At 59.3% G+C, this 12,533-nt stretch carries 11 protein-coding genes; 5 read left to right on the forward strand and 6 right to left on the reverse strand.

The genetic code is table 11. The features are described 5' to 3' along the window. Positions 1-29: 29 nt before the first annotated feature. From VPX56_RS19300 to VPX56_RS19320, 5 genes are all read right to left on the reverse strand, one after another. Positions 30-2,204: a YgiQ family radical SAM protein gene (locus VPX56_RS19300; protein WP_326468369.1), complete on the reverse strand. Its 2,175-nt coding sequence runs from the start codon at positions 2,202-2,204 to the stop codon at positions 30-32. Positions 2,205-2,393: 189 nt separating this feature from the next. Further along, positions 2,394-3,806, reverse strand: coding sequence for a cell division protein FtsP (gene ftsP, locus VPX56_RS19305; RefSeq protein WP_326468371.1), 1,413 nt, complete (start codon positions 3,804-3,806; stop codon positions 2,394-2,396). Positions 3,807-3,865: 59 nt separating this feature from the next. Continuing rightward, complete coding sequence (gene plsC / locus VPX56_RS19310) at positions 3,866-4,603, reverse strand: 1-acylglycerol-3-phosphate O-acyltransferase (protein WP_326468373.1); 738 nt, start codon at positions 4,601-4,603, stop codon at positions 3,866-3,868. A 162-nt stretch (positions 4,604-4,765) separates the two neighbouring features. Continuing rightward, entirely contained in the window at positions 4,766-7,024 is a 2,259-nt protein-coding gene (parC, locus tag VPX56_RS19315; RefSeq protein WP_131633513.1) for a DNA topoisomerase IV subunit A, read from the reverse strand. Between the two features lie 118 nt (positions 7,025-7,142). Continuing rightward, the gene (locus VPX56_RS19320; RefSeq protein ID WP_263611244.1) at positions 7,143-7,544 is read right to left on the reverse strand and encodes a YgiW/YdeI family stress tolerance OB fold protein; all 402 of its coding nucleotides are present in this window, start codon (positions 7,542-7,544) and stop codon (positions 7,143-7,145) included. A 139-nt stretch (positions 7,545-7,683) separates the two neighbouring features. Here VPX56_RS19320 and qseB point away from each other — a divergent pair, with 139 nt between their 5' ends. The 5 genes from qseB to lysM all read left to right on the forward strand — a co-directional run bounded on the left by qseB (position 7,684) and on the right by lysM (position 11,296). Continuing rightward, complete coding sequence (qseB, locus tag VPX56_RS19325) at positions 7,684-8,343, forward strand: quorum sensing response regulator transcription factor QseB (RefSeq protein ID WP_326468377.1); 660 nt, start codon at positions 7,684-7,686, stop codon at positions 8,341-8,343. After that, on the forward strand, positions 8,340-9,677 hold the full coding sequence (qseC, locus tag VPX56_RS19330) for a quorum sensing histidine kinase QseC (protein ID WP_263611242.1): 1,338 nt from the start codon (positions 8,340-8,342) through the stop codon (positions 9,675-9,677). The genes qseB and qseC overlap by 4 nt, the downstream gene beginning before the upstream one ends. Before the next feature lie 105 nt (positions 9,678-9,782). Next, positions 9,783-10,364: an NAD(P)H-dependent oxidoreductase gene (locus VPX56_RS19335; RefSeq protein ID WP_131633509.1), complete on the forward strand. Its 582-nt coding sequence runs from the start codon at positions 9,783-9,785 to the stop codon at positions 10,362-10,364. A gap of 31 nt (positions 10,365-10,395) precedes the next feature. After that, complete coding sequence (locus VPX56_RS19340; RefSeq protein ID WP_131633508.1) at positions 10,396-10,710, forward strand: putative quinol monooxygenase; 315 nt, start codon at positions 10,396-10,398, stop codon at positions 10,708-10,710. A gap of 142 nt (positions 10,711-10,852) precedes the next feature. Next, on the forward strand, positions 10,853-11,296 hold the full coding sequence (gene lysM, locus VPX56_RS19345) for a peptidoglycan-binding protein LysM (RefSeq protein ID WP_131633507.1): 444 nt from the start codon (positions 10,853-10,855) through the stop codon (positions 11,294-11,296). Between the two features lie 32 nt (positions 11,297-11,328). On the opposite strand, the gene VPX56_RS19350 is transcribed toward lysM, so the two are convergent. Next, on the reverse strand, positions 11,329-12,516 hold the full coding sequence (locus VPX56_RS19350; protein WP_326468384.1) for a glycoside hydrolase family 88 protein: 1,188 nt from the start codon (positions 12,514-12,516) through the stop codon (positions 11,329-11,331). Between the last annotated feature and the right edge of the window lie 17 nt (positions 12,517-12,533).

Raw genomic sequence — 12,533 nt, forward strand, 5'->3', positions numbered from 1 at the left:
GCGCAGCGCCACCGGGCATTGTTACAGGTTTAACCGATCTTACGTTTTACGCTCTTCTTCGTTCCCACCCCACCGTTCGAACGCTGATGCACAATCGGCGTGTGCTTGGTCAGCGCCGGGCGCGTGTGACGGTTCTGACGGCGCGCTTCGCGCATCTCATCCAGCGTCGGCGCAGGCACCAGACAGTCGCGACGCGAGCCGATCAGATGTTTTTTACCCATGTCTTCCAGCGCCTGGCGGATTAGTGGCCAGTTTTTCGGATCGTGATAGCGCAGCAGCGCTTTATGCAGACGGCGCTGCTTATCCCCTTTAGGCACCACCACGTCTTCACTCTTATAGCCAATCTTGCTCAGCGGGTTTTTGCCGGTGTAATACATGGTCGTCGAGTTGGCGAGCGGCGACGGGTAGAAGTTCTGCACCTGATCCAGACGGAAGCGGCGCTGCTTCAGCCACAGCGCCAGGTTAACCATGTCCTCATCGCGCGTGCCCGGATGGGCAGAGATGAAGTACGGGATCAGATACTGCTCTTTACCCGCCTGCTTCGAGTAGGTGTCGAACAGCTCCTTAAAGCGGTCGTAGCTGCCCATACCCGGCTTCATCATCTTCGACAGCGGGCCTTCTTCGGTGTGCTCCGGCGCGATCTTCAGATAGCCGCCGACGTGGTGCGTCGCCAGCTCTTTGATGTAGCGCGGATCTTCTACCGCAATGTCGTAACGCACGCCGGACGCGATCAGGATCTTCTTGATGCCCTTCAGGTCGCGCGCGCGGCGGTAGAGGTTGATCGTCGGCTCGTGGTTGGTGTCCATATGCTCGCAGATGCTCGGGTAAACGCACGAAAGACGACGGCAGGTTTGCTCCGCGCGCGGCGACTTGCAGCGCAGCATGTACATGTTGGCGGTCGGGCCACCCAGATCGGAGATGATGCCGGTAAAGCCCGGCACCGTGTCGCGAATGGCTTCGATCTCGTTGACGATCGAATCCTCGGAGCGGCTCTGAATAATACGGCCTTCGTGCTCGGTAATGGAGCAGAAGGAGCAGCCGCCGAAGCAGCCGCGCATGATGTTGATCGAAAAGCGGATCATCTCATACGCCGGGATACGGGCGTTGCCGTACGCCGGGTGCGGCACGCGCTTGTACGGCAGGGCAAAGACGCTGTCCATCTCTTCGGTAGAGAGCGGGATCGCCGGCGGGTTAACCCAGATATAGCGCTCGCCGTGCTTTTGCATCAGCGCGCGGGCGCAGCCCGGGTTGGTTTCGTGGTGCAGAATACGCGAGGCGTGCGCGTAGAGCACCTTGTCGCTTTTCACCTTCTCGAAGGACGGCAGCAGAACGTAGGTCTTTTCCCACGGCTTCGGACGCGGCGGCTGTACCACAACGGCTTTGGCTTCGGCTTTTTTCGGCTCAACCGGCTTGTTGTCCGCACACGGCAGATCTTCGCCGTACGGGTGCGGGATTGGGTCGATTTTGCCCGGCATGTCGATGATGCGGGAATCTACCCCGCTCCAGCCCGGCAGCGCTTCTTTTACCATGATCGCGGTGTTGCGCACGTCGCGGATGTCGCCAACCGGTTCGCCCTGCGCCAGACGGTGCGCCACTTCCACCAGCGGGCGTTCACCGTTGCCGAAGATCAGCATGTCGGCCTTGGAATCCACCAGCACCGAACGGCGCACGGTATCGGACCAGTAGTCGTAGTGCGCGGTACGGCGCAGGCTCGCCTCGATCCCGCCCAGGATGACCGGCACGTCTTTCCATGCTTCTTTGCATCGCTGGGTGTAGACGAGAGTCGCGCGGTCCGGACGTTTGCCCGCCACGTTATCGGCAGTGTAGGCGTCGTCGTGGCGCAGCTTGCGGTCGGCGGTGTAGCGGTTGATCATCGAGTCCATGTTGCCTGCGGTCACGCCGAAGAACAGGTTCGGCTTGCCCAGACGCATAAAGTCGTCTTTGCTGTTCCAGTCAGGCTGGGAGATGATCCCCACGCGGAAGCCCTGCGCTTCGAGCATACGGCCACAGATGGCCATGCCAAAGCTCGGGTGGTCAACGTACGCATCGCCCGTGACCAGAATGATGTCGCAGCTATCCCAGCCCAGTTGGTCCATCTCTTCGCGGGACATCGGCAGGAACGGCGCCGGTCCAAAGCAGGCCGCCCAGTACTGGGGCCAGGAGAAGAGGTCACGATCCGGCTGGATCAGGGAAATTGCGCTCATAGTGCTTCCGAAGAAAAAATAGACAAAAGGGCGGGGATTATACGCTGGAACAATGTGGGAAATGAAGGGGTATTATGCGGGCTGTTATCCCCCTCACCCTAACCCTCTCCCCAAAGGGGAGAGGGTACTGCCCGGAGCGGTCTTTCACCCTCGCCCCTCTGGGGAGAGGGCCGGGGTGAGGGGGAAAATTTACGGCACCGGATTTACCAGCATCTGCCCCACCGATCCGCGGTCCATCATCTCCAGCGTCTGGCTGTGGAACAGGAACGGGAAGTGCGGCCACGATGGCTGACCGTAGTAGACGAGCAGCTCGACCTGGCCATCCACCCAGACGGTGTCCTTCCAGCCGCGGTCTTCCGGGAACGGCATCGCACCATTCACGTTGCGGATCAGGAATGAAACCCCTTCAATATGGAACGACTGCGGCATGTCCGAGCGAACCGTCCAGCGCTCCCAGGTCCCCTGCTGCGCGGTGATGTCAATGCGGTTAACGTCCCACAGCGCACCGTTGATGCCGGGATCGTCGCCCAGGCTGATGTCACGGCTGCGCACCGGCGCACCGCTCACGATCTCCTGCGGCAGCAGGCGCATCGGCAGGCTATCGGTGACCAGCGGCAGCAGGCCGGTTGGGCGCAGGGTCAGCACCAGCGTAGAAACCAGAATACTCGACGGCTCAAAGAACCCGCGGATACGGTCGACAATGCTCGCCGCTTCACCGCAGGTCAGCGACACTTCATCCCCGTTGGTCATATCCACGAGGATTTCACGGCGTTCACCCGGCGAAAGCGCCAGCTGCTTCACGGAAACCGGCGCGGGCAGGAAGCCCTGATCGCCGGAAATCACGTGCAGCGCGCGGCCATCGCTCATCTGCAGCTGGTAGCGGCGCGAGTTGGAAGCGTTCAGCAGACGCAGGCGCACCCAGCCGCGCGAGACTTCCACATACGGACTTTGCGCGCCGTTGACCAGCAGCGTGTCGCCAACAAAGCCACCGCTGCCCGGCTCGCTGTACTCTGGCGTACCAAAGTTATCGAGACGCTTGTCCTGAATAACGATCGGGAAATCATCCACGCCGTAGTGGTTTGGGATCGGCAGGGATTTACTGATCTCATCTTCAATCAGCCACATGCCGGCCAGGCCGTTGTAGACCTGCTGCGCGGTGCGGTTAGGAGTATTCGCGTGATACCACAACGTCGCGGCGCTCTGACGGATCGGCAGCACCGGCGCCCAGTCGGCGTTGGGCGACATCATGCGCGCCGCGCCGCCAATCAACGGCCCAGGGACCTGCAGGCCGCTGACGGTCATCGCCACATTTTCCGTCGTACGGTTACTGTAAATGAGCTTAACGTCATCGCCGTTCCACACGCGAATGGTCGGCCCAAGGTAGCGCCCGTTAATTCCCCAGACGGACGCACGCGTCCCCTGGGTAAACGACCAGTGGCTGCGCTGCAGGGTCAAAAATAGCGGTTGCCCGCGACGAGATTCAATCAACGGCGGGATGGGCAGCGGCGGTTGCTGCCCGGCGGCGTTGGCTGTCAGCGGCATCGCACCCGCACAAAGGGCGATCCCCGAAGCCTGAATAAACTGACGCCGACTGAGTGACATATAAGCTCCATCTGAAACGACTAACAACGCGGGAATTCGTTTTCCCTTTAAACGCCGGACTACACGTTACCGGCGGCTTCTCTCTCTGCGACTTCTTTGTCGAGCTGGGCAATATGCTGCGCCATCAGCTCGCGGCAGTGTGTCGCCAGCTCGCGCACCTGATCTTTGCCGTATTTGCTGGTATCCACCGGCGGCAGCATCTCGACAATCACCAGCCCATTTTTCAGGCGGTTAAGATTAATCTTATTAGAAGTATTGGAAACGCACACGGGAATAATTGGAACGCCCGCCGCAATTGCGGCATGAAACGCACCGGTTTTAAACGGCAGCAGCCCACGACCGCGGCTGCGCGTCCCTTCCGGGAACATCCAGATTGAGATTTTGCGTTTTTTGAAGTGATTGACCACTTCTGCAATGGTGCTGTGTGCTTTTGCACGGTTGTTACGGTCAATCAGCAGGTTTCCGGTGAGCCAGTAAAGCTGGCCGAAAAACGGGATCCACAGCAGGCTCTTTTTCCCCACCGTCACGGTTGGCGGCAGTACGATGTTTGCGGCGGTCACCATATCGTAGTTGTTCTGATGGTTTGCGATATAGATGGCGTTGCCGAAGTGCTCAGCGCCTTCCGGCAGGCGTTTTTCCACCTTCAGGCCAAACAGCGGCGCAAGGCGACCAAACATATGGCCAAACGTGGCGACATGCTTAGGATTACGCGGACTGAACAGGCAGTAGATGCAGCCGAATACACAGACCAGAATGCAGTAGATAACGGTAATAATGAGACGAACAATGTATAGCATAGCGACCTCTGAAGCCCAAACAGCTGACAATTATACTTCACCTGTGGCCAGGTAAGGACTTTATTACGAGCGCGTATTGTTAATCGCAACGCACGAATTAACAACGTTTTTACGGGAAATTTTACGGTAATACCCCCTCCGGAACAGAGGGGGTGAAACAGATTACTCTTCGCTGTCGCCCGCCTGGCTGCGCGCAGGCGAGTCAATCTCCACGCGGTCGATCCGCTGCAGGCCGCGCATCAGCGAGCCGCGGCGTCCGCGCTCACCGACCACCTTCTGCAGCTCTTCCGGACGCAGCTTGATTTTGCGCTTGCCGACGTGAATGGTCAGCGTGCTCTGCGGCGGCAGGAGGAAGAGGTGCGCCAGGCCATCTTCGCCTTTTGCCGCTTCCGCCGACGGGATGTTAATGATTTTGTTGCCTTTACCTTTAGACAGCTCCGGCAGGTCGCTGACCGGGAACATCAGCATACGTCCGGCGGTGGTGATCGCCAGCAGCATATCGCTTTCGTCCTCAATCACCAGCGGCGTCATCACGTGGGCGTTGTCCGGCAGGCTGATTAATGCTTTACCGGCGCGGTTGCGCGACACCAGATCGTTAAAGGTACAGATAAAGCCGTAGCCCGCATCCGAGGCCATCAGCAGCTTCTGCTCGTCGGCTTCCATCAGCATATGGTCAACGGTCGCGCCCGGCGGCAGCGTCAGCTTGCCGGTGAGCGGCTCGCCCTGCCCGCGCGCGGATGGCAGCGTGATCGGGTCGATGGCGTAGCTGCGGCCCGTAGAGTCGATAAACGCCACCGGCTGGTTGCTCTTGCCCTTCACCGCCGCTTTAAAGCTGTCGCCCGCCTTGTAGCTCAGGCCCGGCGCGTCAATATCGTGGCCTTTGGCGCTACGCACCCAGCCGCTCTGAGACAGCACGATGGTCACCGGCTCGGACGGCAGCATGTCGTGCTCGTTCATCGCCTTCGCTTCTTCGCGCTCGTGCAGCGGAGAACGACGGTCGTCGCCGAAGGCGTCGGCATCGGCCTGCAGCTCTTTCTTCAGCAGGGTGTTCATCTTGCGCTCGGACGCGAGGATCGCCTGCAGCTGATCGCGCTCTTTTTCCAGCTCGTTCTGCTCGCCGCGGATCTTCATCTCTTCCAGTTTGGCGAGATGGCGCAGCTTCAGCTCAAGGATCGCTTCGGCCTGGGTTTCGCTGATGCCGAAACGCGACATCAGCGCGGGCTTCGGTTCGTCCTCGGTACGAATAATCTCAATCACTTCGTCGATATTGAGGAACGCCACCAGCAAACCTTCGAGGATATGCAGGCGCTTAAGCACTTTTTCCAGACGGTGATTCAGACGACGGCGCACCGTATCGCGGCGGAACGCCAGCCATTCGGTGAGGATCTCCAGCAGGTTTTTCACCGCCGGACGCCCGTCGAGGCCGATCATGTTCAGGTTGATGCGGTAGCTTTTTTCCAGATCGGTGGTGGCGAACAGGTGGTTCATCACCTGCTCCATGTCCACGCGGTTCGAGCGCGGCACGATCACCAGACGGGTCGGGTTCTCGTGGTCGGATTCGTCGCGCAGGTCGTCCACCATCGGCAGCTTTTTATTGCGCATCTGGGAGGCGATCTGCTCCAGCACTTTGGCACCGGAAACCTGATGCGGCAGCGCGGTGATGACGACTGCGCCGTCCTCTTTATTCCACACCGCGCGCATGCGCACGGAGCCGCGGCCGTTCTGGTAGATTTTGCGGATTTCCGCGCGCGAGGTGATGATTTCGGCTTCGGTCGGGTAGTCCGGCCCCTGCACGATATCCAGCAGCTCGTCCAGCGAGGTTTTCGGCTGCTCGATCAGGGTGATGGCGGCCTTCGCCACTTCGCGCAGGTTGTGCGGCGGAATGTCCGTCGCCATACCCACGGCAATACCGGTGGTGCCGTTCAGCAGGATGTTCGGCAGACGCGCAGGCAGCATCTTCGGCTCCTGCATCGTACCGTCGAAGTTTGGCACCCAGTCAACGGTTCCCTGACCCAGCTCGCCCAGCAGCACTTCGGCATATTTGGACAGGCGGGATTCGGTATAACGCATTGCGGCGAAAGATTTTGGATCGTCCGGCGCCCCCCAGTTCCCCTGCCCGTCCACCAGCGGGTAGCGGTAAGAGAACGGCTGCGCCATTAATACCATCGCTTCATAGCAGGCGCTGTCGCCGTGCGGATGGTATTTACCCAGTACGTCACCGACGGTACGGGCGGATTTTTTGAACTTGGCGCTGGCGCTCAGCCCCAGCTCGGACATCGCATAGACGATGCGGCGCTGAACGGGCTTCAGGCCATCCCCGATAAACGGCAACGCCCTGTCCATGATGACGTACATGGAGTAGTTCAGGTAGGCGTTTTCCGTGAATTCATGTAGCGCGAGGCGCTCTGCCATATCGCTCATTACGTGTGATTCCTCAACTCAGAAACCGAAGGGTTTCAGGCAATATTGCCGCAGATACTACCTCATCTGACGAATTGAGTCACAAAGAAAAAGGGCCGCATAAGCGGCCCTTTCCGGGTTATTTGTTCAGCTTGATAACCTGCTTCACGTCGATTTCAAACTCGTTCCAGTCTTTATCGACTTTACCCTGAAGCTCAACCTTATCCTGCGGGCTGACGGTCACGCCGTTCCAGCGCTTGTGGTCGATCTCAACCACCACCGTGCCGGTTTCATCGCGGAAGGTGTAGCGGTCATCGGACAGGCGCTCGGTGATGTTACCGCGCAGCTTCACCCAGGCATCGTCCTTCAGGTCTTTCACTTTTGCCGCCGTCGTCAGGTTGGCGTTGTTATCAACAAAACCGCCCTGCTGGGTTTGGGTCTGGGGCGCCGTTGCGGACGGGCCGTTAAATCCGCCCTGCGCAGCAAAAACAGGGGCAGTGGTCATCATCATGATGGCAGCAAGTGCAGCGAATTTTTTCATATTAATCTCTCCCTTTAATGTGGTTTCGCAATCCATTAAACAGGGTAATCCTTAACAACTTCTTAAGGGGAAAATTTATTTATTTTTACTGTACAGCATGCGCGTACAGAGGGTTTACTGACGGCATCAAGGAGGGAACATGCGCATTTTACTGGTAGAAGACGACAGGCTTATCGGCGACGGCATTAAGGCAGGATTAAGCAAAATGGGCTTTAGCGTGGACTGGTTTACCGACGGCAAAACCGGGCAGGCCGCGCTGTATTCCGCGCCCTATGATGCTGTGGTGCTTGATCTGACCCTGCCGGAAATTGACGGGCTTGAGATCCTCCTCGCCTGGCGCGAAAGCAAGCGCAGCGAACCGGTACTGATTCTGACGGCGCGGGATGCGCTGAACCAGCGCGTCGACGGGCTACGCCTGGGCGCGGACGATTATCTCTGTAAGCCGTTTGCCCTGATCGAAGTCGCAGCCCGCCTTGAAGCGCTGGTGCGCCGCAGCCACGGCCAGGCGCGCAGCGAGCTTCGTCACGGCAAGGTGACGCTGGATCCGACCGGCCTTGTCGCCACGCTTAACGGCGAAGCGCTTACCCTCAAGCCAAAAGAGTTCGCCCTGCTGGAGCTGCTGATGCGCAACGCGGGCCGCGTGCTTCCCCGCAAAACGATTGAAGAAAAGCTCTATACCTGGGATGACGATGTCTCCAGCAACGCTGTGGAGGTCCACGTCCATCATCTTCGCCGCAAGCTCGGGAGCGACTTTATCCGCACCGTCCACGGCATCGGCTATACCCTGGGTGACGCATGAAACTGAGCCTGAAGCTCCGCCTGACGCTGCTGTTCCTGCTGCTGTCTCTGGCAGCCTGGTTTGCCGCAAGCCTTGTCGCCTGGCAGCAGACGACGCATAAGCTCGACAAGCTGTTTGATACCCAGCAGATGCTGTTTGCGAAACGGCTGCTGACGATGGATCTGGACGAGCTTCGCGCGCCGGAACGGATGCGCGAGATACCGAAAAAAGCCAGGCACGGACATCTGGACGATGACGCGCTGGCCTTCGCCATCTTTAGCGCCGACGGCAGCATGATCCTCAACGACGGCGAAAACGGGCGCGATATCCCGTATCACTACCGTCGCGACGGGTTTGCTGACGGACGGCTTCAGGACGACAGCGACGAATGGCGCTTCCTGTGGCTGACGTCGCCGGACGGTAAGTACCGCGTGGTGGTCGGCCAGGAGTGGGAGTATCGCCAGGATATGGCGCTGGACGTGGTGAGTTCGCAGCTCACGCCGTGGCTGGTGGCGCTGCCCGTGATGCTTTTGCTGTTAATCCTGCTGCTGGGCCGCGAGCTGAGGCCGCTGAAAAAGCTCGCGACGACCCTGCGTTCACGCTCTCCGGACGCCACCGATAAACTGCCGACGGAAGGCGTACCGACGGAAGTGCGCCCCCTGCTAGACGCGTTGAACCACCTGTTTACCCGCACGCAGGAGATGATGAGCCGCGAGCGCCGCTTCACCTCCGATGCCGCCCACGAGCTGCGCAGCCCGCTGGCCGCGCTGAAGGTGCAAACCGACGTGGCGCAGCTGTATCTGGACGATCCGCAGGCGCAGGCAAAAGCGCTGACGCAGCTTCATGCGGGTATCGACCGCGCGTCCCGGCTGGTGGATCAGCTTCTTACGCTTTCGCGCCTCGACTCGCTCGACAATCTCGACGACGTGGAGCCGATCGCGATCGCCGATTTACTGCAGTCGGCGGTGATGGATATTTATCATCCGGCGCAGCAGGCGGGTATCGACATTCGCCTGAACGTCAACGCGCCGGAGGTGAAACGCACCGGCCAGCGGCTGCTCCTCAGCTTGCTGGTGCGTAACCTATTGGATAACGCCATCCGCTACAGCCCGCGCGGCAGCCTGATTGACGTAACGCTGGACGCCCGGCGCTTTACGGTGCGCGACAACGGCCCGGGGATTTCTCCCGACGCGCTGGCGCGGATCGGCGAGCGCTTCTATCGTCCGCCTGGGCAGGATGAAACGGGCAGCGGGCTGGGGTTATCCATCGTGAAGCGTATTGCTGCTCTGCACGGCATGCGCGTTGCGCTGGGCAACGCGGCTCAGGGTGGCTTTGAGGTGACAATAAGCTGGTAAGCGATTATTGCGCTGAATGCAAAAGACTTTGCACATTTTGCTCATTTTTCCGCTCCGTCCTCGCGCGTAGAATACCTGGCATACTCTCAACACCGAGGACAAATAATGAGCAACATTCTGATTATCAACGGCGCGAAAGAATTCGCCCACTCAAAAGGCCAGCTGAATGACACCCTGACCGAGGTCGCGGACGGTTTCCTGCGCGACGCCGGGCATGATGTTAAGGTCGTGCGCGCGGACAGCAACTACGACGTGAAGGCCGAAGTGCAGAACTTCCTGTGGGCTGACGTGGTGATCTGGCAGATGCCGGGCTGGTGGATGGGCGCGCCGTGGACCGTGAAAAAATACATGGACGACGTGTTCACCGAAGGCCACGGCTCGCTGTATGCCAGCGACGGCCGTACCCGCTCAGACGCGTCGAAAAAATACGGCTCCGGCGGCCTGATTCAGGGCAAAAAATATATGCTCTCCCTGACCTGGAACGCCCCGATGGAAGCCTTCACCGAGAAAGATCAGTTCTTCGAAGGCGTGGGCGTTGACGGCGCTTACCTGCCGTTCCACAAGGCGAATCAGTTCCTGGGCATGGACCCGCTGCCGACCTTTATCGTCAACGACGTGATTAAAATGCCTGACGTCCCGCGCTATATCGCAGAATATCGCAAGCATCTCGCGGAAATTTTTGCTTAACTGGTAGCCTGGAATTAAAGGAGTAGTAACCATGCTTACCGTTATCGCAGAAATCCGTACTCGTCCAGGTCAACATCACCGCCAGGCGGTGCTGGATCAGTTCGCGAAGATTATCCCAACCGTACTGAAAGAAGAAGGCTGCCACGGCTACGCGCCGATGGTTGACGCCGCCACCGAGGCGAGCTTCCAGGCGACCGCACCCGACTCCATCATCATGGTTGAGCAGTGGGAAACCGTCGCGCACCTCGAAGCGCACCTGCAGACCCCGCACATGAAAGCGTGGAGCGACGCGGTGAAAGCTGACGTTCTGGAAACGCACATCCGCATTCTGGAGCAAGGGGTTTAAGTTTCCCCTCACCCCGCCCTCTCCCACAGGGAGAGGGAGAACACATTCAGGCCCGGTAAGCGCTAGCGCCACCGGGCTTTTTTATCACCTTAAAACCCAACTGCTATGCTTATTCTGACTTCATTGTTAACAGGAGGATGGAATGGGTCTTTTTAATTTCGTTAAAGAAGCAGGTGAGAAACTGTGGGACAACCTCACAGAGTCGCATAAGGATGCAGGCGACAAAGTCAGCGAGCACCTCAAAAAGCTGAATATTCCTGGCGCGGATAAAGTCCAGGTCACCGTTACCGACGGCAAAGCCAGCGTCACGGGTGACGGGCTGACGCAGGAGCAGAAAGAGAAAATCCAGGTTGCCGTGGGGAACATCGCGGGGGTGAGCGAGGTTGAGAACAATATCACCGCCACCGATGCCAAAGATGAAGCCACGTACTATACGGTGAAATCTGGCGATACCCTGAGCGCCATCTCCAAAACCGTGTACGGCGATGCCAACCAGTACAACAAGATTTTCGAGGCCAACCGCCCGATGCTCTCCAGCCCGGATAAAATCTACCCCGGCCAGACGCTGCGTATTCCGAAAGCGTAACCGCATAGCCGGGGGACGTCCCCCCGGCTGTTTTACCAGTACAGCTTCCAGCTCTGGGTGAAGCGCACCAGCGCCTCAACGTAGAAGTAATCTCCCCAGCTCGCGCACTCGTCCACGCCCTTATTGCTCGCCAGGTGATACACCGAGTGCTTCAGCAGCCCGTTACCCTTCTCGTCTTTGCCCATCAGGTAGTGCTTCGTCAGCGACGACATGATCCCTTTCGCCCACTCCAGATAGCGTTCGCGATCCGGATCCGTGATCGGAAGATGCTTCACCAGCTCCAGCAGGCCGCATACCGCGATGGCCGCCGAAGACGAATCGCGCAGCGCGTCCGTACCTACCAGCGCCAGATCCCAGTGGCAGACGTAATCTTCCGGCAGACGGTTGAGGAAATAGTTCGCCAGCCGCTTCGACAGGGCGATCATCGTCTCGTCGCCGGTATAGATATAGCTCAGCAGGAAGCCGTAAATCCCCCACGCCTGCCCGCGCGACCAGCATGAGTCGTCGGCGTAGCCCTGCTGGGTATTGCCGTAGCGCGGCGCGCCGGTGTTCACATCCATATAGTAGGTGTGGAACGTCGAGGCATCTTCGCGAATCAGGTACGTCGCCGCCTGCATGACGTGCGCTTTTGCAGCGTCGGCAAAGCGCGGATCGCCCGTTTGTTCCGTCGCCCAGTACAGCAGCGGCAGGTTCATGTTGCAGTCAATGATCATCCGTCCGGCCTGCTCCGGGTCAGCGAGATCGCCCCACGCCTGAATGATCTTCGCCTTTTCATGGAAGCGCTCCAGCAGCGCCTCTGCCGCCAGCAGGGAGAAGCCGCGCGCCTCGCGGCTGCCGGTGAGTCGCCAGGCCGCCACGCAGGAGAGCGTGTACAGGAAGCCCAAATCGTGGGTGTTGGTGTCGCTGCGCCCGGCGATGCGCAGGCCGAACGAGCGCACGTGTTTTTCCGCCATCGCGCGGAATTTCGCCTCGCCGCTCATCTCCCACGCCAGCCACAGCTGGCCGGTCCAGAAGCTGGTGGTCCACTCCACGTTGTCGGTCAGCGGATAAAAACCGTCCTTACAGGTTTCCGCTGGAAACTGCTCGCCGAATTCCGTTAAATGACGGCTGATCAGGTCGAGAACGTGGCGGCGTGCCGTGCTCAGTTCATCGCTAAACGCGCGTGAATCAACGGGCACAGGGATAGCGGGCAGACGCTCCTCTTTGATACGACTTAACATATTTCGGTTCCTTCTTT

Origin of the sequence: Enterobacter wuhouensis (genome assembly GCF_035835995.1) — a bacterium.
Lineage (GTDB): Bacteria > Pseudomonadota > Gammaproteobacteria > Enterobacterales > Enterobacteriaceae > Enterobacter > Enterobacter wuhouensis.

Coding starts and splice junctions, on each gene's coding strand:
- parC (WP_131633513.1), bottom strand. CDS start 7,024: ATGAGCGATATGGCAGAGCGCCTCGCGCTACATGAATTCACGGAAAAC.
- lysM (WP_131633507.1), top strand. CDS start 10,853: ATGGGTCTTTTTAATTTCGTTAAAGAAGCAGGTGAGAAACTGTGGGAC.
- qseC (WP_263611242.1), top strand. CDS start 8,340: ATGAAACTGAGCCTGAAGCTCCGCCTGACGCTGCTGTTCCTGCTGCTG.
- qseB (WP_326468377.1), top strand. CDS start 7,684: ATGCGCATTTTACTGGTAGAAGACGACAGGCTTATCGGCGACGGCATT.
- plsC (WP_326468373.1), bottom strand. CDS start 4,603: ATGCTATACATTGTTCGTCTCATTATTACCGTTATCTACTGCATTCTG.
- VPX56_RS19320 (WP_263611244.1), bottom strand. CDS start 7,544: ATGAAAAAATTCGCTGCACTTGCTGCCATCATGATGATGACCACTGCC.
- VPX56_RS19335 (WP_131633509.1), top strand. CDS start 9,783: ATGAGCAACATTCTGATTATCAACGGCGCGAAAGAATTCGCCCACTCA.
- VPX56_RS19350 (WP_326468384.1), bottom strand. CDS start 12,516: ATGTTAAGTCGTATCAAAGAGGAGCGTCTGCCCGCTATCCCTGTGCCC.
- ftsP (WP_326468371.1), bottom strand. CDS start 3,806: ATGTCACTCAGTCGGCGTCAGTTTATTCAGGCTTCGGGGATCGCCCTT.
- VPX56_RS19340 (WP_131633508.1), top strand. CDS start 10,396: ATGCTTACCGTTATCGCAGAAATCCGTACTCGTCCAGGTCAACATCAC.
- VPX56_RS19300 (WP_326468369.1), bottom strand. CDS start 2,204: ATGAGCGCAATTTCCCTGATCCAGCCGGATCGTGACCTCTTCTCCTGG.